The 19973-nt window shown below is 67.8% G+C and carries 23 protein-coding genes and 1 pseudogene; 15 read left to right on the top strand and 9 right to left on the bottom strand.

What is annotated here, in order from left to right:
- Positions 1-57: 57 nt before the first annotated feature.
- The 7 genes and pseudogenes from EJK91_RS07025 to purM all read left to right on the top strand — a co-directional run bounded on the left by EJK91_RS07025 (position 58) and on the right by purM (position 6758).
- Entirely contained in the window at positions 58-900 is an 843-nt protein-coding gene (locus EJK91_RS07025) for an alpha/beta fold hydrolase (RefSeq protein WP_125078563.1), read from the top strand.
- Position 901: 1 nt separating this feature from the next.
- A complete protein-coding gene (locus EJK91_RS07020; RefSeq protein WP_125078562.1) occupies positions 902-1306 on the top strand; it encodes a sterol carrier family protein in 405 nt (134 codons plus the stop codon).
- Between the two features lie 51 nt (positions 1307-1357).
- Positions 1358-2875: an amidophosphoribosyltransferase gene (purF, locus tag EJK91_RS07015; RefSeq protein WP_125078561.1), complete on the top strand. Its 1518-nt coding sequence runs from the start codon at positions 1358-1360 to the stop codon at positions 2873-2875.
- 91 nt (positions 2876-2966) lie between these two features.
- Positions 2967-3440: a MarR family winged helix-turn-helix transcriptional regulator gene (locus EJK91_RS07010; protein ID WP_125078560.1), complete on the top strand. Its 474-nt coding sequence runs from the start codon at positions 2967-2969 to the stop codon at positions 3438-3440.
- Between the two features lie 56 nt (positions 3441-3496).
- A pseudogene (locus tag EJK91_RS07005) lies at positions 3497-4389 on the top strand (acyl-CoA dehydrogenase family protein).
- On the top strand, positions 4386-5615 hold the full coding sequence (locus EJK91_RS07000) for an acyl-CoA dehydrogenase family protein (protein ID WP_024441875.1): 1230 nt from the start codon (positions 4386-4388) through the stop codon (positions 5613-5615). The pseudogene EJK91_RS07005 and the gene EJK91_RS07000 overlap by 4 nt, the downstream one beginning before the upstream one ends.
- Positions 5616-5672: 57 nt before the next feature.
- A complete protein-coding gene (gene purM / locus EJK91_RS06995; RefSeq protein WP_024441874.1) occupies positions 5673-6758 on the top strand; it encodes a phosphoribosylformylglycinamidine cyclo-ligase in 1086 nt (361 codons plus the stop codon).
- Positions 6759-6828: 70 nt separating this feature from the next.
- Here the strand turns inward: purM and EJK91_RS06990 are convergent, their stop codons facing one another.
- Positions 6829-6996, bottom strand: a complete 168-nt coding sequence (locus EJK91_RS06990) for a DUF3073 domain-containing protein (RefSeq protein ID WP_082105713.1) — start codon at positions 6994-6996, stop codon at positions 6829-6831.
- Between the two features lie 135 nt (positions 6997-7131).
- Complete coding sequence (gene ygfZ / locus EJK91_RS06985) at positions 7132-8211, bottom strand: CAF17-like 4Fe-4S cluster assembly/insertion protein YgfZ (RefSeq protein WP_125078559.1); 1080 nt, start codon at positions 8209-8211, stop codon at positions 7132-7134.
- 35 nt (positions 8212-8246) lie between these two features.
- Between ygfZ and EJK91_RS06980 the strand changes: the two genes are divergently transcribed.
- On the top strand, positions 8247-9116 hold the full coding sequence (locus EJK91_RS06980) for an aminodeoxychorismate lyase (protein ID WP_046301032.1): 870 nt from the start codon (positions 8247-8249) through the stop codon (positions 9114-9116).
- An 84-nt stretch (positions 9117-9200) separates the two neighbouring features.
- Here the strand turns inward: EJK91_RS06980 and EJK91_RS06975 are convergent, their stop codons facing one another.
- From EJK91_RS06975 to lmeA, 7 genes are all read right to left on the bottom strand, one after another.
- Positions 9201-9875, bottom strand: coding sequence for an FABP family protein (locus EJK91_RS06975; protein WP_024441871.1), 675 nt, complete (start codon positions 9873-9875; stop codon positions 9201-9203).
- 181 nt (positions 9876-10056) lie between these two features.
- On the bottom strand, positions 10057-10359 hold the full coding sequence (locus EJK91_RS06970; protein WP_024441869.1) for a DUF1416 domain-containing protein: 303 nt from the start codon (positions 10357-10359) through the stop codon (positions 10057-10059).
- Position 10360: 1 nt separating this feature from the next.
- Positions 10361-11194 carry a sulfurtransferase gene (locus EJK91_RS06965; RefSeq protein ID WP_046301033.1) on the bottom strand — a complete coding sequence of 278 codons (834 nt, stop codon included), beginning with the start codon at positions 11192-11194 and terminating at the stop codon, positions 10361-10363.
- 44 nt (positions 11195-11238) lie between these two features.
- On the bottom strand, positions 11239-11697 hold the full coding sequence (locus tag EJK91_RS06960; RefSeq protein WP_125078558.1) for a DUF4395 domain-containing protein: 459 nt from the start codon (positions 11695-11697) through the stop codon (positions 11239-11241).
- Between the two features lie 93 nt (positions 11698-11790).
- Entirely contained in the window at positions 11791-11859 is a 69-nt protein-coding gene (locus EJK91_RS23165; protein ID WP_353617130.1) for a putative leader peptide, read from the bottom strand.
- A gap of 50 nt (positions 11860-11909) precedes the next feature.
- Entirely contained in the window at positions 11910-12344 is a 435-nt protein-coding gene (locus EJK91_RS06955) for a thioredoxin family protein (protein WP_125078557.1), read from the bottom strand.
- Positions 12341-13132 carry a mannan chain length control protein LmeA gene (lmeA, locus tag EJK91_RS06950; RefSeq protein ID WP_024443897.1) on the bottom strand — a complete coding sequence of 264 codons (792 nt, stop codon included), beginning with the start codon at positions 13130-13132 and terminating at the stop codon, positions 12341-12343. The genes EJK91_RS06955 and lmeA overlap by 4 nt, the downstream gene beginning before the upstream one ends.
- Before the next feature lie 61 nt (positions 13133-13193).
- On the opposite strand from lmeA, the gene EJK91_RS06945 reads away from it, so the two are divergent.
- From EJK91_RS06945 to pstB (EJK91_RS06915), 7 genes are all read left to right on the top strand, one after another.
- Positions 13194-13964, top strand: a complete 771-nt coding sequence (locus EJK91_RS06945; protein WP_024443898.1) for a winged helix-turn-helix transcriptional regulator — start codon at positions 13194-13196, stop codon at positions 13962-13964.
- The gene (gene mshD, locus EJK91_RS06940; protein ID WP_125078556.1) at positions 13961-14869 is read left to right on the top strand and encodes a mycothiol synthase; all 909 of its coding nucleotides are present in this window, start codon (positions 13961-13963) and stop codon (positions 14867-14869) included. The genes EJK91_RS06945 and mshD overlap by 4 nt, the downstream gene beginning before the upstream one ends.
- Before the next feature lie 112 nt (positions 14870-14981).
- Positions 14982-16100 (top strand): phosphate ABC transporter substrate-binding protein PstS, encoded by a 1119-nt coding sequence (gene pstS / locus EJK91_RS06935; protein WP_125078555.1) that lies wholly within the window; start codon positions 14982-14984, stop codon positions 16098-16100.
- A 47-nt stretch (positions 16101-16147) separates the two neighbouring features.
- Entirely contained in the window at positions 16148-17128 is a 981-nt protein-coding gene (gene pstC, locus EJK91_RS06930) for a phosphate ABC transporter permease subunit PstC (protein ID WP_369797626.1), read from the top strand.
- A complete protein-coding gene (pstA, locus tag EJK91_RS06925) occupies positions 17125-18039 on the top strand; it encodes a phosphate ABC transporter permease PstA (RefSeq protein ID WP_024443902.1) in 915 nt (304 codons plus the stop codon). Before pstC ends, pstA begins: the two co-directional genes overlap by 4 nt.
- Positions 18040-18091: 52 nt before the next feature.
- Complete coding sequence (gene pstB / locus EJK91_RS06920; RefSeq protein ID WP_125078554.1) at positions 18092-18868, top strand: phosphate ABC transporter ATP-binding protein PstB; 777 nt, start codon at positions 18092-18094, stop codon at positions 18866-18868.
- A gap of 304 nt (positions 18869-19172) precedes the next feature.
- Positions 19173-19949, top strand: a complete 777-nt coding sequence (gene pstB / locus EJK91_RS06915; RefSeq protein ID WP_125078553.1) for a phosphate ABC transporter ATP-binding protein PstB — start codon at positions 19173-19175, stop codon at positions 19947-19949.
- Positions 19950-19973 lie beyond the last annotated feature (24 nt).

Genomic DNA, 19973 nt, shown 5'->3' with positions numbered 1-19973 from the left:
GGTAGACGGGGGTGGGGCCGGGTACCGGCGTACGGCGACATGCGGAATGCTTCACCTATGGAGAGCTACACCCGTGACGGCCTGGTCTTCGACGTCCGCGACGCGGGGCCGCCCGCCGGTCCCGTTGTGGTGCTGCTGCACGGCTTTCCGCAGCGAAACGACAGCTGGAACGCCGTCATTGACCGGCTCACCGCGGCAGGCTACCGGTGCCTGGCGCCCAACCAGCGCGGCTATTCATCCGGTGCCCGGCCGCCCCGGCGCCGCGACTATCGCATGTCCGAACTCGTCGCCGACATCGGCGTGCTGATCGACGCCAGTGGCGCCCAGCGCGTGCACCTGGTGGGACACGACTGGGGCGCCGCGGTGGCGTGGGGAGTGGCGGCCGAACTGCCCGAGCGGCTCGCCACGGTGTCGCCGGTGTCGGTGCCGCATCCCGCTGCCTTCCTGAAGTCGTTTGTCACCAGTCGCCAAGGTCTGGCGTCGTGGTACATGGGTTTCTTCCAGCTGCCGTGGCTGCCGGAGTGGTTGCTGACGCGCGGGAAAGGCGCCGTGGCCGCCAAGGCTCTGCGGCGAAGCGGGCAGTGTTCGGCCGCGGCCGAACGGGATGCGCAGGGCATGATCGAACCGGGCGCGCTGACCGGCGGGCTCAACTGGTACCGAGGCCTGCCGCTGTCGAATCTGCGCGACAGCAACCAGCGGATCGCGGTACCGACGATGTATGTGTGGAGCGACGACGACATCGCGCTGAAGCCGAAGGCGGCGCGCAACACCGCCCGATACGTCGACGCGGATTACCGATTCGAGGTCATGGCCGGCGTCTCACACTGGATTCCCGACACCGAGCCGGACCGGCTCGCCGACCTGCTGCTGGACTGGTTCGCCGCGCACCCCATCGACTGACATGGCAGCCGTCCGCTCACGTCCACAGCCCGACCCGGCACAGACCCGCGCAGCAGTGCTGACGCTCGCTGCGTGGCTGCGCGACGATACTGTGCCGGCTCCCGACCGCGCCGAGTTGGCGGCCGCGGTCCGTCTGACCGCGCGCACCCTGGCCGAGCTGGCGCCGGGTGCCAGCGTCGAGGTGCGGGTGCCGCCGTTCGTCGCGGTGCAGTGCATCGCCGGGCCACGGCACACCCGCGGCACCCCGCCTAACGTGGTCGAGACCGATCCGCGCAGCTGGCTGCTGCTGGCCGCCGGGCTGGTGGAGACGAGCGAGGCGACCGCGGCCGGAAAGCTGCGGTTGTCGGGTTCGCGAGCCGCCGAGATCACCGATTGGTTGCCGTTGGTGAAACTTGACGCTTGTTGACCGTAGACTGAACGTCGTCACTGTGGCCCGTCCCCCTGGAGCAGCTGAAACGTGCCGGACCAGCAGGTAGTAGACCTTGAGAATGCACCCCGTGAAGAGTGCGGCGTCTTCGGAGTTTGGGCTCCCGGTGAAGAAGTAGCGAAGCTCACTTATTACGGCCTGTATGCGCTGCAACACCGTGGCCAGGAGGCCGCTGGGATCGCCGTCGGCGATGGCTCGCAGGTGCTGGTCTTCAAAGACTTGGGCTTGGTCAGCCAGGTGTTCGAGGAGCAGACGCTGCTGGCCATGCCCGGGCACGTGGCGGTCGGGCACTGTCGCTACTCGACCACCGGTGATACCACCTGGGAGAACGCCCAGCCGGTGTTCCGCAACACCGCCGCCGGTACCGGCGTGGCGCTGGGCCACAACGGCAATCTGGTCAACACCGCTGAATTGGCCGGTCGGGCCCGCGAGCTGGGTCTGATCGACACCCGCCGTCCCGGCGTGGCCACCACCGACTCCGACATCCTGGGTGCGCTGCTGGCGCACGGCGCCGCCGACAGCTCCCTGGAGCAGGCGGCGCTGGAACTGCTGCCGACGGCGCGCGGTGCGTTCTGCTTGACCTTCATGGACGAGAACACCCTGTACGCGGCCCGCGACCCGTGGGGCGTTCGGCCGCTGTCGCTGGGCCGGCTCGACCGCGGCTGGGTGGTGGCCTCAGAGACCGCGGCGCTGGATATCGTCGGCGCCTCGTTCGTCCGCGACATCGAGCCCGGCGAGCTGCTGGCGATCGATGCCGACGGGGTGCGCTCCACCCGGTTCGCCAACCCCACCCCGAAGGGGTGCGTCTTCGAATACGTCTACCTGGCCCGGCCGGACAGCACCATCGGCGGCCGGTCGGTGCACGCCACCCGGGTGGAGATCGGCCGGCGGCTGGCCCGTGAGCACGCTGTGGAGGCCGACCTGGTGATCGGCGTGCCGGAGTCGGGCATCCCCGCCGCGGTGGGCTACGCCCAGGAGTCCGGGATTGACTACGGTCAGGGCCTGACCAAGAACGCCTACGTCGGGCGGACCTTCATCCAGCCGTCGCAGACCATCCGTCAGCTCGGTATCCGGCTCAAGCTCAACCCGCTGCGGGAGATCATCCGCGGCAAGCGGCTGATCGTCGTCGATGACTCGATCGTGCGGGGCAACACCCAGCGCGCCCTGGTGCGGATGCTGCGCGAAGCCGGCGCCGTCGAGGTGCACGTGCGGATCGCCTCCCCGCCGGTGAAGTGGCCGTGCTTCTACGGCATCGACTTCGCCTCGCCGGCCGAGCTGATCGCCAACGCCGTCGAGGACGAGACCGAGATGGTCGAAGCGGTGCGGCGTGCCATCGGCGCCGACAGTCTCGGTTATGTCGGACAGGAAGACATGATCGCGGCCACCGAGCAGCCCAAATCGCGGTTGTGCTGTGCCTGTTTCGACGGCAGCTACCCGATCGAGCTGCCCGATGACAGTGCCCTTGGCAAGAACGTCGTTGAGCAGATGTTGAGCAACACTGCGCGCAAAGCCGAGAGTGACAGCGACGCCGCGCTGAGTCAGTCCTAGTCACGGGCGCCGCATCGCAACTCCGCGTTGGGCGACGCCCGAAAGTTATCAACTAGTTGACATCAATTTGCCAGCTCGATAGCGTCGGCGCGTGCGATCCGCCACGACAGGCAAGCAGGATACGGATCTGACCCGGAACATCCTGTGGCTGCTTAAACAGGCGTTTTACTACTCGCTGACCACGGTGAATGAGGCGATCAGCGAGCACGGTGTGAGCACTGCCCAGATCGGTCTGTTGCGCCAGCTCTCCGGCGAACCCGGTCTGTCCGGCGCCCAGCTGGCCCGTCGGCTGCTCATCACCCCGCAGGGCGTGCAGCTGGCATTGAGTGCGCTGGAGCGCCGCGGCTTGGTGGAGCGCAAGCCGGATCCCCACCACGGCCGCATCCTGCGGGCCTACCTGACCGACCAGGGGCGCACGGTGACCTCGGTGGTCGTCGCCGACGCGCTCGCTGCCCACGACCAGGTTTTCGGCGTCCTGACACCGGACGAGCAGGAGACGCTACGCGGCCTGCTGGCCCGCATCGTCGAGGAGAGCCGACCGGACCGAGCGGCGAGCGGCGGCTGACGAACCGCGCAGCTGGGCATGGCGGCCAACGGCTTTGGCGTTCGGGAGGAGACGACATGACCGATCTGTCAACGGAGAGCGAGTTGTTCGTCGCTACGGCGCGCGCATTCCTGGATAAGACGGCGGCGCTGCGCGACTACCGCGACCTGCACGCACGGGGCAGTTCCTATGACGCGGCCTGGTGGCGGCAGGCGGCCGAGGCTTTCGCCCCCACCAGCCGGGCCTGACCGCCACCCGCATCGCCGGCGGCTACCGGCTCAACGGGGTCAAGGATCGGGTGGAGGCCGCAGACCGGGCGGATCTGGTGCTGATCGGCGCGCGCACCGACGACGGCGCGGTGCGCCAGTTCCTGGTCCGCACCGACAGCCCTGGAGTGCGGGTGGCGCCCCAGCCCGGCATCGATCTGGTGAAGCAGTACGCGCGCATCGAATTCAGCGATACCGAAATCGACGCGTCCGCGGCAGTCGGCAGCGCGGCACAGACCGGTGCGCTCATTGACCGCCAGACCCAGATCGCGATCGCGCTGGTGTGCGCCGAAACGGCCGGGATCCTGGACGCTGTCATGGAGATGACCGTCGCGTGGGCCCGCGACCGGTACAGCTTCGGCCGGCCGCTGGCGTCCTACCAGGCGATCAAACACCGGCTCGCCGACATGACGATGTGGCTGCACGCCTGCCACGCGATCACCGCCGGTGCGGTGGACAAGGTGGCCGCGCGCGATCCCGAGGCCGCCATGTGGGCCGGCGCGGCCAAGTCCTATCTCGGCGAACATGCCGGCCGGCTGATTCAGGAGTGCGTGCAACTGCACGGCGGAATCGGCGTTACCTGGGAACACGACCTGCACCTGTATCTGCGCCGGGCCACCCTGTACCGGAACCTGCTCGGCACTCCGGCCGAGCACCACCAGGCCATCTTCGCGGCCGCCAGCAGCACCGAGCCCGCCGCATGAACGACATCACCGTCGACGCCTTCGCCGCATCGGCACGCGACTGGCTGGCCGCCAACATGCCGCGCCTGGACCCGCAGCACCCCCCGCGCAATGGACGCGACGACGACGGCGCCTGGCAGCGCGCCCGCGAACTGCAGCGACGGCTGTACGAGGGCGGATTCGCCGGGATCTGCTTTCCCCGCGACTACGGCGGCCTCGGCCTGGACCTGCGCTATCAGAAGGCGTTCGATGCCGTGTCTGCCGGCTACGAGATGCCGCTGATCCTCAACGTCCCGACCTTCACCATCTGCTGCGCCACCCTGCTCGACACCGGCAGTGAGGAACAGAAGCGCCGCCACATCAGTGCCGCCCTGCGCGGTGACGAGGTGCTGGTGCAGCTGCTCTCGGAGCCCAGCGGCGGATCCGACCTGGCCGGGCTGATCACCCGCGCCGAGCGCGACGGCGACGACTGGGTGGTCAGCGGGGCCAAGACGTGGAGCACCAGTGCGTTCGCCGCCGACTTCGGGTTGCTGCTGGCCCGCACCGATTCCACGGTGCCCAAGCACGACGGGCTGACGATGTTCCTGGTGCCGATCGACGCGCCCGGCGTCACGCTGCGCCGCATCGAGCAGGTCGACGGCTCCAACGAGTTCTGCGAAGAATTCTTCGACGGGCTGCGGCTCGGGCCCGACACGGTGGTCGGCGAGGTCAACAAGGGCTGGGACGTCGCCTCGCGGCTCCTCTACCACGAGCGGCGGGCCGTGGGGCAGGGTTCGGAGTTCGCCAGCGGGCGCGGCCCCGAACGCACCGAGATGGCCGCCGGCGACTTCCTGGCCCTGGCGCACCAGGCCGGAACCGCGCACGACCCGCTGACCCAGGACCAGATCGGCCGGGTGCTGGCCCGGCGCATGGTGCGCGACGCGCTCATCGACTACGCCGGGCGGGGCATGCGCAGCGGTGAACTGCCGCCCGCCGCGGCTTCGATCATCCGGCTGTTCCATTCCGATGTGACCTATCTGGAAGTCGACACGGCCATGGCCGTCGCCGGTCCGTTGGCCGTGGTCGACGACGAGGCGCACCTGCTCAGGGCCGGCCGGCGGTATCTGTCACGGCAGACCGTGGGCCTGGGCGGTGGCAGCGACGAGATGGCTCGCAACGTCATCGCCGAACGTGTTCTGGGCCTGCCTCGCGAGTACGCCGCCGACCGCGGGGTGCCGTTCAATCAGGTACGCCATAACCGGCTCTGAACCCCTAACGTCGAGCGCGATACCGTCCGTAGGCGGCGACCGGTAGCCTTTACCGCGATGACCTCAGCAGAATCAAGCTCCCAGGGCGTTACCTACGCATCGGCAGGAGTGGACATCGACGCCGGTGACCGGGCCGTCGAATTGTTCAAACCGTTGGCCGCCAAGGCCACCAGGCCGGAGGTGCGGGGTGGCCTCGGCGGCTTCGCCGGCCTGTTCGCCCTGCGCAACGACTACCGTGAGCCGCTGTTGGCGTCTTCCACCGACGGCGTGGGCACCAAGCTGGCGATCGCCCAGGCACTGGACAAGCACGACACCGTCGGCATCGACCTGGTGGCAATGGTCGTCGACGACCTGGTGGTCTGCGGCGCCGAGCCGCTGTTCCTGCAGGACTACATCGCCGTCGGCCGCACCGTGCCGGAACGTGTCGCCGCGATCGTCTCCGGCATCGCCGAGGGATGTGTGCAGGCCGGGTGCGCGCTGCTGGGCGGGGAGACCGCCGAGCACCCCGGCCTGATGGAACCCGATCACTACGACATCTCCGCGACCGGTGTCGGCGTGGTCGAGGCCGACGACGTGCTGGGCCCCGACCGGGTCCGGCCCGGTGATGTGCTGATCGCTATGGGCTCCTCGGGCCTGCACTCCAACGGCTACTCCCTGGCGCGGGCGGTGCTGCTGGACATCGACCGGATGAACCTGGCCGGCCACGTCGAGGAATTCGGCCGCACCCTCGGTGAGGAACTGCTCGAACCGACGCGCATCTACGCCAAGGACTGCCTGGCACTGGCCGCCGAGACCCAGGTACGGACCTTCTGCCACGTGACCGGCGGCGGTTTGGCCGGCAACCTGGCTCGCGTCATCCCCGACGGACTGATCGCCGAGGTCGACCGGGGCACCTGGACGCCGGCTCCGGTGTTCGCGATGATCGCCCAACGTGGACGGGTGAGTCGCGCGGAGATGGAGAAGACGTTCAACCTGGGCGTCGGCATGGTTGCCATCGTCGCGCCGGAGGACACCGATCGCGCGCTGGCCATTCTGACTGCCCGCCACGTCGACTGCTGGACGCTGGGCACAGTTGCCAAGCCGGGGAAGAACGCGGAACCCGGAGACGGAGCCAAGCTGGTCGGGGAACACCCGAGGTTCTAAGTCCCAGCGGGTCTGCTCAGCCCTAGCGATCAGCCCTGGGTCCGGTCAGGACCGGCGGTACACGTGGCGCTCAGCGGCGCCAGTCGTCGTCGCCGTTCCAGGAGTCGTCACCGTCGGAGTCGTTGACCTCAGACCCGGCCAGCTCACGCTGAAGCCGACTGAAATCGGTCGACGGTGAGCTGTATTTCAGATCCCGAGCAACCTTGGTCTGTTTCGCCTTAGCCCGGCCGCGGCCCATGGGGGACCCCCTCGCGCAATAACGGAGCGGCCCCACGTGCAGGCGGCTCCGATCTGAATGTGTTTATTGTCCTGCCGACAGCTTACCGTGCCGATCGCGGAGCTGCCGACCTGCCCTGCGTCGGTGTGACCACGATCAAAGCCGGCCCCGTAGCCGGTCGACGGCGAGCCGCCCCGCGCCCCGCACGTCCGGCGGCGGCATCGATTCGGGGTCGATCACCGCACTGACCTCGGAGTCGGCGCCGGTCAGCAGCGGTGTGTCGGCGGGAAGTCCACGCTTGAGCAGCGCCAGCGCGATCGGACCCAGCTCGAAATGGTCCACCACTGTGCCCAGCCGGCCCACCGCGCGCCCGCCCGAGGTCACCGGATCTCCGGTCGAGGGCCGGTCCACCGACCCGTCCAGGTGCAGTAGCACCAGCATCCGGGGCGGTTTGCCCAGGTTGTGCACCCGAGCGACGGTCTCCTGCCCGCTGTAGCACCCTTTGTCCAGGTGCACCGCGCCGACGCCGGGACCGCCGATCCAGTTCAGCTCGTGCGGAATGGTGCGCTCATCGGTGTCCACCCCCAGCCGCGGGCGCCGCGCCGCCACCCGGTCGGCTTCGTAGGCCCATATTCCGGCGGGGCGCAGCCCGGCCCGGGTCAGCCGCCGCTGCCACTCGCCCTTGTCAGCGCGCGGCACCAGCAATTCCAGCGCATCGTGGCCGGGCGCTCGCCGAACGAAACCTGCGGCATCTCCGACCGGCACCGCCGTCGGCCCGGGCGCTTCGGCCAGCCCCAACGCCTCCAGGGCAGCCGGAGCATCCTGGCCGGGGCCCAACAGCGCCAGCACCGCAAGATCCGCCGGCTCGATGGCAACGTCGGCCCAGAACACCATCTTGCGCAGGTGTTCGATCAGGGGCGTGCCTCGCCATGGCTCGGTGTCGAGGTAGGTCCGTTCATTCAGCTCGGTCTGAACCCAGTGATTCTGGATGTGGCCCTTGGCGTCCAAGGTCAGGTTCTCGGTGCTGGCGCCGTCGGGAAGATCGGAGACGTGCTGGGTGCACAGGCTGTGCAGCCACGTCTTGCGGTCTGCGCCGCTCAGCGTGAGCACCGGTCGGTGGGACCGATCCACCAGCACGGCGGCGGTTTCGGCGCTGCGCTGTTCGCCGAACGGGTCGCCGTAATGCCAGACGGCGCCCGCGTCGGGGCCGGAATCAGGTGCGGGGACGGCGGACACGGGTCAACTCTACGGAGCCGATACGCTCACGGTCCATGGCAGCGGAGGCCGATGTGAAAGACAGCGTCGTGACGATCGTCACCGTAGGCGGCGGGCTTGCTGCGGCCGATGCACCTCTCTTGCACGCCGACGATCTGGCGGCGCTGCGCGGCGACGGGGTCTTCGAGACGCTGCTGGTGCGTCGCGGCGCCGCCTGCCTGCTCGATGCTCATCTGCGCCGGCTGGCGCGTTCGGCCGAGCTGATGGACCTACCGGCCCCGAATCTGGACGACTGGCGCCGTGCCGTCGACGAGGCGGTGCAGCAGTGGGCCGGCACGGGCGAGGGCGCCCTGCGAATGATCTACAGCCGCGGTCGAGAAACCGGTTCGGCGCCAACCGCATACGTGCTGTTGACCGCACTGCCGGAACGTGTCGCGGCGGCCCGCCGCGAGGGCGTAGCGGTGGTGACCTTGGACCGCGGCCTGTCGGCGCAGCGGCTGGAGCTGCCGTGGCTGCTGGCCGGCGCCAAGACGCTGTCCTACGCGGTGAACATGGCAGCGCTGCGGTACGCCGCGAAACAGGACGCCGACGACGTCATCTTCATCAGTTCCGACGGTTACGTCCTGGAGGGCCCGCGCTCCACGGTGGTGCTGGGGGAGCCCGGCCGGCTCATCACCCCGCCGCTGTCGCACCCGATCCTGCGCGGTACCACCCAGGAGGCACTGTTCGACGTGGCCCGCGACGCGGGCTACGACTGCGAATACGCCCCCTTGCGGTCGGAGGATCTTGTTGCGGCGCAAGATCTCTGGCTGGTTTCCAGCATCACCTTGGCGGCACGGGTGCACACCTTGGACGGCCGGGCGCTACACCCGCGGGTGCCCGAGGCGGAGTTCGCCGCACTGGTCGACACCGCAATCGGCCACTGACGGCCCGCCGAAGTCATTGGCTCTGGGGTCATGGCGCAAAGGTGCGAGAAGCCTGCGCTCTCAGCGCAGAGTCAACGGAAGGGGTCAGCCGATGAAACGGGACAATCGCGCCGACAGGTGCGGCACCAGTTCCCCGTCGGCGTTCACCCGCTCCTCGACGTAGGCCAGGTCGCCGTCCTCGACGATCCCGTAGAGCCGCTTGGCCCCACCGATCAGCGCCCCCGATTTGCTGCGGGCCAGCGCGTCGGTGACCAGTTCCCAGGACGCCGGGCCGTGCGGGCGCCCGTAGAACAGCTCCACATAGCCCGCGGAGTGCGCCAGCAGCAGTTCGATGGCCTGCGACTCGTCGGGGTCATCCGGATCGTCCACGAACCGCCAGAAGCCGGTTTCGCGCAGGGCCGGTTGGCTGGACTCGTCGTCGGACAGCCGCCAAGACCGCGCTTCCCAGTTCAGATAGTCGCCGCCGTCGTGCGACACCACGATCTGCTGACCGAACCGGTAGTCGCCGTGCGCGCCGTGACCCACGCCTTCACCGCGCCACACCCCGACCAACGGCAGCAGCGCCAACAGGGCGTCGTGCAGGTTCGCGCCCTCGCGCAGGTTGGCGGTATCGGTGAGCGGCAGGTCGTCAAAGACCGGAATGTTGCGTGCCGCGGTCTGCTTGGCACGCTCAGCGGCGGCAGCTACCGCGCGGTCGCCGGAACCCCGGTCGACCTGACGCTCGCCGCCGCCTTCGGTGCCCCCGTCGGAAGCACTCACATCTCGTCGGTGATCAGCCGATACAGCGTGTACAGCGCGAACCAGGTGATCAGGCCAGTCGCCGCCACCAGCATCAACTCGAAGAACAACACCACGGGGGGAAGTCTAGCGGCGTTCGCAAGGCCGGCGGAGCCGGGTGCGGCGGGACGTCGAATTCGAGGCCATCGGGTTGCGCGAGTCGTCAGGCGACTTTGATGTCGACCTCGTGGAGGCCCGCCCCGGAGGGGGTCACCACGGCGTCTCCGTTACCGGCCGAGGACAGGGCTCGCACCCTCCAGGCGCCCGGCGCGGCGAAAAACCGGAAGTCACCGGTGGCCGAGGCCACGACCTCAGCGGTGAACTCGTCCGAGGAGTCCAGCAGTCGGACGAACGCACCACCGACGGACGCACCAGAGCTGTCCACCACGCGACCGGTGATCACGGTCTCCTTCTCCAGGTCGACGTTGGCAGGCAGGGCGAGCCCTTGCTTGGGTCCAGAGCACATATCAGCTTCCCAATTCGATCGGGGCGCCCACCAGGGAGCCGTATTCCATCCAACTACCGTCGTAGTTCTTGACGTTGCGATGTCCGAGCAGCTCACGCAGCACGAACCAGGTGTGCGACGAACGCTCACCGATACGGCAATAGGCGATGGTCTCCTTCTGACCATCCAGGCCGGCGTCGGCGTACAGCTTGGCCAGCTCCTCGTCGGACTTGAAGGTGCCGTCCTCGTTGGCGGCACGGCTCCACGGCACGTTGATCGCGCTCGGTACGTGGCCGCGCTGCTGGCTCTGCTCCTGAGGCAGGTGCGCCGGAGCCAGGATCTTGCCGGAGAACTCCTCCGGGGACCGCACGTCGACGAGGTTCTTGGTGTTGATCGCCGCGACCACCTCGTCGCGGCGGGCCCGCAACGATTCGTCCAATGGCTTGGCGGTGTAGGACGTGGCGGGCCGAGTGACGGTTTCGCTCGACAGCGGACGTCCGGCGAGCTCCCACTTCTTGCGGCCGCCGTCGAGCAGCTTGACGGATTCGTGTCCGTAGAGCTTGAAGTACCAGTAGGCGAAGGCGGCGAACCAGTTGTTGTTGCCGCCGTAGAGAATCACGGTGTCGTCGTTGGCGATACCGCGCTCGGAGAGCAGCTTGGAAAACGCGGACTCGTCGATGACGTCGCGCCGTACCGGGTCCTGCAGGTCCTTGCGCCAGTCCAGCCGGATCGCGCCCGGGATGTGGTTGATGTCATAGACGCTGGTGTCTTCGTCGACTTCGACGAACACGGTGTTGGGCGCGTCGAGATTGCTCTCAGCCCAGTCGGTGGAGACCAGGACGTCAGAGCGTGCCATGGTGGGAATCCTTTCTGGCTATTCCAGGGGAGATGCTGTGGTGGTTACGCCGTATCCGGCCGCAGCCGTACGACGAGTGGGTAGAGCTGGCAGCCCAGACAGATCCCGAAGGCGGCATTGAGAAAAGCGGCCGCCAGCGCAAACGCGGTGGCGATCAGGCCGAGCCCCGGCGCGAACGCGAACCCGGCGACCCCGACCACGGCAAACACCAGGCCGACGAGCTGGGCGAAGCGCAACGGCGCCGTCGGCTCACGCTCGGTGACCGGCCCCAGCCGCGGCGCCACCAGCCGGGCGAACAGCAGGCCGTAAGGGTGGCGGCGGGGGCCCGAGATGGCGCCGATCGCGAAGACGACGGCTTGGGCGGCCAGCAGGCCGGCCGCGACCGCCGGGTCGGCGATCAGCAAGACGGCCACCAGTACGGCGGTGGTGATCCAGGCGGCGAACCGGGGACCCCGGACGTCTACCTGTTGTATCTGGGCGGTGTCGGTGTCGATGTCCCGCATGAAATGCTCCCTGCTGCTGTCGTGGCGAGTGGCTGGTGGAGACATGCCACGGCTTTCCCGGGCGGCTCCAATAGCGACGCAAAAACGCGCGTCTCAGCGGCAACGACAACAACAGCAGCCCGCGGTGCGGCACAGGTCGACTGCGCGGCGCTTGGTGAGCACAAGCTCAAGGCGGGCGAACACGGCATACAGCCTACCCAACCCAGGGGCGGTCAAGCCAACAGAGGTTCCAGCGCAGAACGCAGGTCCGCGGTCGTCGGGACGCCCGCGGCGCGGTACCGTCGGCGTCCCTCGCCGTCGAAAATCACAGTGGTCGGCAGTGACAGCACCGAAAACCTGCGCGCGGCTTCGGGATTGGCGTCGATGTCGATCTCGTGATGGGCCACCTTCGTCGGGCCCCCGAGGTCATCACAGACTTTCTCCACCACCCGGCGCACGCCGGCGCACGGTCCGCACCACGGCGCCGAGAAATGCACCACCGCGGGGCGTCCCGGTTCCAGCCCCAAGAAGGCGGCCTCGGAAGCGGCGGCGTCGTCGCCTTGAGTCCCGGAGTCGGGCAGCTGGCGCAACACCCCGGCCCGCCGGTTCAGCCACCATCCGGTCGCGGCGGCGAACACCAGGGCGGCGACGATCGCGACGATGCTCATCTTGGGCGGAACTCCGGCAGGGTGACCGTCATTCCGTCGGCGATGCCCTCGATGATCACATCGGAGCCGCGCGCACCCTGACTGGTCGGTACCAACCCGAACGGCAGCCGCTGCTGCGGCAAACTGCCGCGGAACGCGGTGAGCACTGCGGCGCGCTGCTCATCCGGCACACTCTGGTCGGCGGTGTCCGGGCCGGTGAGGATGCCGGTCGGGGTGATCACCAACGTGCTGTGATCTTCCCCACCGATGGACAGGTCCACGGCCACGCTCACCCGCTTGCCGAATCCCTCCGGCGTGCCGGTGAAGACCAGCCCGTGGCTGCTCGAGATTCCGGACTCCGTGGTGCCGCCGGTGTTGTCGTTGGTCTCGGCCGGCGGCGCCTCCACCATCAGGTCGCGGATGCCCAGGTAGCGGCCCAAATGCACAGAGCCGATGATAATTCGGCTCTCCAGTCTGGCCACCGGGATCGGGGCGTCCGGCCGAAACCGCCAGGTGGCCTGGGTCAGGTCGACCGAGTGCATGGTGGCCTCCAGCATCGACTTGCCGATAATCGGCTGCTCGACGGCCGGGGCCTTTATCTCCACCTCGGTGTAGTGATCGCGGCGCGCCTGCGGCAGAAACGGGAAACCCAGGATCGCCACGAACGGGTCTGCGCGCAGGGCCGTGGCCTGCCGTACTGCCCGTGACAACTGGTACTCGGCGTAGACGCTCGCGCCGAAATCGACCCCGGCGGTCACCAAGACCAGTGCCGCGATCGCGGCCGACATACCGATAAGCACCCTGCGCACTAGGTCATTCTGGCAGGTCGCACGCTATCGTTAGATCACCTGGGACGCTGGAGGGCCTCTATTGGAGCTACTGCTGTTGACCGCTGACCTGCACCCCGACGGGGTGTTGCCGTCGCTGTCGCTGCTTGCACACACTGTGCGGACCGCCGCGCCCGAGGTTTCTGCGCTGCTTGAGGCCGGTTCGGCCGAGGTGGTTGTGGTCGACGCGCGCACCGATCTGGCCGCGGCACGCGGGCTGTGCCGGCTGCTGAGCGCCACCGCGGGATCGGTCCCCGTGGTCGCGATCGTGACCGAGGGCGGACTGGTGGCGGTCAACGCCGAGTGGGGTATCGACGAGATCCTGCTTCCGGGTACCGGACCAGCCGAGACCGACGCCCGGTTGCGGCTGCTGACCGGGCGCCGCGGCGCGCCTGCCGCCGAGCAGGCCTCCGGTCAGACCAAGCTCGGCGAGCTGGTGATCGACGAGGGCACCTACACCGCGAGGCTGCGGGGCCGTCCGCTGGACCTGACCTATAAAGAGTTCGAGCTGCTCAAGTACCTCACTCAACACGTCGGCCGGGTCTTCACCCGGGCGCAGTTGTTGCAGGAGGTCTGGGGCTACGACTTCTTCGGCGGTACGCGCACGGTCGACGTGCACGTTCGGCGGTTGCGCGCCAAGCTCGGGCCGGAATACGAGTCGCTGATCGGCACGGTCCGCAACGTCGGCTACAAAGCGGTTCGGCCGGTGCGGGGCCACTCCTCGACCGCCTCCGACGAAGAGGACGACAACGACATGGTCGAGGACCTCGATGGCGCCGACGGCGGTGCGCCCGAGCCGCTGACCAGTCAGTGACCGCCCCGCAATGGCATGTCGCACTGACCGATGACCAGCAGCGGCAGATTCGCGAGCTGATCACCGCTGCCGGCCGTCAGGACGGCGTCGCCCCGGTGGGGGAGCAGGTACTGCGGGAGCTCACCGCTTCCCGCACCGAACATCTGGTCGCCGGTGACGGCGCAACGGTGCTGGGCTATCTGAATCTGACCGCGGGCTCGCAGGACGCCGCGCCGATGGCGGAACTGGTGGTGGCGCCGCGCGCCCGGCGGCGCGGTATCGGGGCGGCGATGGTCCGCGCCGCGCTGGCCCACCGCGATGGCGGCAGCCGGTTCTGGGCGCACGGCACACTGCCCGCCGCCCGAGCCACCGCCGAGGCGCTAGGACTGACCGCGGTGCGTGAACTGCTGCAGATGCGCCGGTCGCTGCGGGGCGTGCCGGAGCCGAAGGTTCCTTCCGGGGTGACGATTCGCACCTATGCGGGCCCCGACGACGACGCCGAACTGCTGCGGGTCAACAACGCCGCGTTCTCCTGGCACCCCGAGCAGGGCGGCTGGACGGCGGGGGACCTGGCCCAGCGCCGCGCCGAGGCATGGTTCGATCCGGCCGGACTGTTTTTGGCGTTCGACGGACCGGTGCTGCTGGGGTTTCACTGGACCAAGATCCACTCCGGCAAACCGGGCGCCGAACGTGCCGGGGAGGTCTACGTGGTGGGCGTCGATCCGGCCGCCCAGGGCCGCGGTCTGGGCCGGGTGCTGACCGAAATCGGCCTGGTCTACCTGGCGGACCGGCTGGCCGACGTCGAGGAGCCGATCGTGCTGCTCTACGTCGAGGCGGACAACACCGCGGCGTTGCGCACCTACGAGCAGCTGGGCTTTGTCGTGCACAGTGTCGATACCGCTTACGCCGCGGTGGACCAGTTCTGAGGCGGCTCCGGAATCTATTCACCGCCCGTTCATCTGGCAGGTGGTTGCCATCCATAAGTGCCGCATACGTTCCCGGAGAGATTGGAACGCCGAAGCGAGAAAGCGAGAACTGATGAAACGCACAAAGGCGGGTCTTGCGCTGGTAGCGGCCGCAATGACCGGTCTGGTGCTCAGTGGCTGCGGCAGCGACGACAACGCCGCAAGTCCGGCGGGAACCGGCACCACCTCCGGCAAAGCCGACTCCGCCGAGTGCGCCGGTAAGGACACGCTGACCGCTGAGGGATCGACTGCTCAGCAGAACGCGATCGCTGTGTTCAACCAGGTGTGGGGCAAACAGTGCTCGGGCAAGAACCTGTCGTACAACCCGACCGGGTCGGGCGCGGGCCGCGAGCAGTTCATCGCCGGGCACGTCGACTTCGCCGGGTCGGACTCGCCGCTGAGCGAGGCGCAGGTCGCCGAGGCGGCCGACCGCTGCGGCCAGAACCCGGCATGGCACCTGCCGCTGGTGTTCGGACCGGTCAGCATCGCCTACCACCTCGACGGGGTGGAGAACCTGGTCCTCAACGGCGACGTGCTGGCCCGGATCTTCAGCGGCGCCATCACCAGCTGGAACGACCCCGCGTTGGTGGCCCTCAACCCGGGCGAGGAACTGCCGGCGATCGCCATCACGCCGATCTACCGCTCGGACTCGTCGGGCACCACCGACAACTTCCAGAAGTACCTCAGCGCGGCAGCGCCGCATACCTGGACCAAGGGCGAGGGCAGCGAATTCCAGGGCGGCGTCGGCGAGGGCGCGCAGAAGTCGGCCGGCGTCGTGCAGGCGGTCCAGAGCACGCCCGGTGCCGTCGGCTATGTCGAGAAGGGCTTCGCCGACCAGGCCAACCTGCGGTCGGCGATGATCGACTCGGGCTCTGGAGTGGTCGCCGCAACCGATGAATCGGCTGGTGTCGCGATTCAGTCCGCTGGGTTCGTGTCCGAGGACAGCAACGACATGCGGCTGGACCTCAGGTCGCTTTACGGCACCAAGCAGGCCGCGGCCTACCCGCTAGTCTTGGTTACCTATGAGATCGTCTGCTCCAAGGGCTACGACCCCGACACGTCGGCGGCCGTGAAGTCCTTCCTGAGGACGGCCTCCACCAGCGGCCAGGACGAATTGTCGTCCGCTGGTTACGTCCGGCTGCCGGACCAGTTGAAACGGCGCTTGAGTGCCGCCATCGACGCGATCCAGTAGCCGCCGTGCGCAAGCGATGAGGGGGTGTAGGCATCGCTGACTCGTCTGTGTCCGCGCCTGCATCGACGCCGTCGGTGACCCCGACGGCGTTGCGGTCCACCGGAAGCCGACTGCAAGATCGGCTGTTCCGCCTGGTCGCAGAAGGCTCCGGGGTGCTGATCATCGTCTTGATCAGCGCCGTCGGAGGCTTCCTGCTGCTGCGGGCGATACCCGCGCTGCAGCGCAACCGGGAGAACTTCTTCACCTACGGCGGCAGTTGGGTCACCACCAACACCTCCGCCATGCACTTCGGCATCGCGGAGATGCTGCAGGTGACGGTGTTCGTCTCGGTGTTCGCCCTGTTGCTGGCCATGCCGGTTGCTCTGGGCGTCGCGGTCTATCTCGCCGAATACGCACCGCGACGGCTCGTCGGGATCCTGGGCTACCTGGTCGAACTGCTGGCCGCCGTGCCGTCGATCATCTACGGAGCCTGGGGCCTGTACGTGCTGGCCCCACAGTTGCGCGGCGTCGCGCTATGGCTCAACGAGCATCTCTCCGGATTCTTCCTGTTCGCCGACGGCAACGCCTCGGTGGCGGGCGGGGGCACCATCTTCACCGGCGGAATCGTGCTGGCGGTGATGATCCTGCCGATCATCACCGCGGTCACCCGCGAGGTGCTGGCTCAGACGCCCCGCGGTCAGGTCGAGGCCGCCCTGGCGCTGGGGGCGACCCGCTGGGAGGTGGTCAAGATGGTGATGCTGCCGTTCGGCCGCTCTGGCTACATCAGTGCCGCGATGCTGGGCTTGGGCCGAGCGCTCGGTGAGACGGTCGCGTTGCTGATCATCCTGCGCTCCACACAGAAGGCGTTCAACTGGTCGCTGTTCGACGGCGGTTCCACCTTCGCCACCAAGATCGCCGCCACCGCATCGGAATTCAACGATCAGTACAAGGCGGGCGCCTACATCGCAGCCGGCCTGGTGCTGTTCGTGCTGACACTTATCGTCAACGCGATGGCGCGCGTCGCGATCACCCAGAAGGTTCATTCATGACCGCGTTGCTGGACCGGCCCGTCAAGCTGCGCACTTTCGCGGGGGTGGGCCTGCGCCGACGGGTGGCCGATTCGATTGCGACGGTGCTGGTCACCGCCGCGATGGCCTTGGCGTTGGTGCCCTTGGTATGGGTGATGTACTCGGTGTTCGACTTCGGTTTCGGTGCCGTCAGCACCAGTACCTGGTGGACCCATTCGCAGGCCGGCATGACGGCGTTCGTGGCCGGCGGCGGTGCCTACCATGCGATCATCGGGACCCTGCTGCAAGGACTGCTGTGCGCGGCCATCTCGATCCCGATTGGGATCTTCGTCGCGATCTATCTGGTCGAATACGGTGCCGGTACCCGACTGGGCAAGCTCGCGACCTTCATGGTCGACATCCTCACCGGGGTGCCGTCGATCGTTGCAGCGCTGTTCGTCTACGCGTTGTGGGTGGCCACCTTGGGATTTCACCGGTCCGGCTTCGCGGTGTCGCTGTCGTTGGTGCTGCTGATGGTGCCGGTGATCGTGCGAGCCACCGAGGAGATGCTGCGGATCATTCCGATGGACCTGCGCGAGGCCAGCTACGCGCTGGGCGCCCCGAAGTGGAAGACCATCACCAGCATCGTGATTCCGACCGCGCTGTCGGGCATCGTCACCGGAATTCTGTTGGCGCTGGCCCGGGTGATGGGCGAGACCGCGCCGCTGTTGATCCTGGTGGGCTATTCGCAGGCGATCAACTTCGATATGTTCCACGGCTTCATGGGGTCGCTGCCGGGCATGATGTATGACCAGACGTCGGCCGGTGCGGGCGCGAGCGCGGTTCCCACAGATCGGCTCTGGGGCGCTGCGCTGACTCTCATCCTGCTGATCGCGATACTCAACGTCGCGGCCAGGTTCGGGGCGCGCATCTTCGCTCCCAAGAAGTTCTAGATCTGTCTGGACAACCAGCGCGTAGCGGTGGGCGAACAAGGAGAGCTGCACGGTGGCTAAAAGGTTGGATCTCACCGACCTCAACATCTATTACGGGTCGTTTCACGCGGTGGCCGACGTGTCGCTGTCGGTTGCGCCGCGAAGTGTCACCGCGTTCATCGGTCCGTCCGGATGTGGCAAGTCGACCGTGCTGCGCACCCTCAACCGGATGCACGAGACCACGCCGGGGGCCCGGATCGAGGGCTCGGTGCTGCTCGACGGCGAGAACATCTACCGCCCCGGAATCGACCCGGTGGGCGTTCGTCAAGCCGTCGGAATGGTATTTCAGCGCCCGAATCCCTTCCCCACCATGTCCATTCGCGACAACGTCGTGGCCGGCCTCAAACTGCAGGGAATCCGCAACCGCCGCATGCTCGACGAAACCGCGGAGTTCTCCTTGCGTGGGGCGAACTTGTGGAACGAGGTCAAAGACCGGCTGGACAAGCCGGGCGGCGGGCTCTCCGGTGGGCAACAGCAGCGGTTGTGCATCGCGCGGGCCATCGCGGTGCAACCCGATGTGCTGTTGATGGATGAGCCTTGCTCGGCGCTGGATCCGATCTCGACGATGGCCATCGAAGAGCTGATCTCCCAGCTCAAGCAGGACTACACCATCGTCATCGTCACCCACAACATGCAGCAGGCGGCGCGGGTGAGTGATCAGACGGCGTTCTTCAACCTGGCTGATGTGGGCAAGCCCGGCCGGCTGATCGAGATCGACGCGACCGAGAAGATCTTCTCCAACCCGAGCTTCAAAGAGACCGAGGACTACATCTCCGGCCGCTTCGGTTAGCCGATCGCGGACGTCACACCCGGCGACTAAACCACTGGGCCGAAAGGCATTTCGGCCGGAGGCTCAACTTCCTGCCCGGTGTGAGTCGCAGACGCGCGCCCCCGGATCAGCCGGTGATCGACACCTTCGGCAACCATCGAGCCGCGGCGCCTCGCGGGAGACCTGGGCAGTGTCGCTGCGGTTCGCCAGATTGCGGGACGCAAGATCGTGGCTAGGCTGGCGCGCAGATCGTTGCTCCAAGTAGGTCTGGACCGTCGAAACCGCGGGCCGGGACAGGTTGAGTCGAGTGAGGAGAACGCTGCCAGTGGCCAAAAGGTTGGACCTGAGCGACGTCAACATCTATTACGGGTCGTTTCACGCGGTGGCCGATGTGACGTTGTCGGTACCGCCACGCAGCGTCACCGCGTTCATCGGGCCGTCGGGCTGCGGTAAGTCGACGGTGCTGCGCACTCTCAACCGGATGCACGAGGTCATCCAGGGGGCGCGAGTCGAGGGCTCGGTGCTGCTCGACGGTGAGGACATCTACCTGCCTGGCATCGACCCGGTGGGCGTGCGTAAGGCGATCGGGATGGTGTTCCAGCGCCCAAACCCGTTCCCCACCATGTCCATTCGCGACAACGTCGTCGCCGGACTGACGCTGCAGGGGGTGCGCAACCGCAAGTTGCTGGAGGAGACCGTCGAACAGTCGCTGCGCGGGGCCAACTTGTGGAACGAGGTCAAGGACCGGCTGGACAAGCCGGGCGGCGGGCTCTCCGGTGGGCAACAGCAGCGGTTGTGCATCGCGCGAGCCATCGCGGTGCAACCCGACGTACTGTTGATGGATGAGCCTTGCTCGGCGCTGGATCCGATCTCGACGATGGCCATCGAAGAGCTGATCTCCCAGCTCAAGCAGGACTACACCATCGTCATCGTCACCCACAACATGCAGCAGGCGGCGCGGGTGAGTGATCAGACGGCGTTCTTCAACCTGGAGGCCGTCGGGAAGCCCGGCCGGTTGGTCGAGATCGACGGCACCGAGAAGATCTTCTCTAATCCGAGACTTAAGGAAACCGAGGACTACATCTCGGGTCGCTTTGGCTGACTTATTACCGGATTCGGCTACCGT

Source organism: Mycobacterium sp. P7213, from assembly GCF_900604305.1.
In the GTDB taxonomy this organism is placed as follows: domain Bacteria; phylum Actinomycetota; class Actinomycetes; order Mycobacteriales; family Mycobacteriaceae; genus Mycobacterium.
The sequence above is the reverse complement of the archived record's forward strand: the minus strand, read 5'-3'. Positions and strand labels throughout refer to the sequence as shown.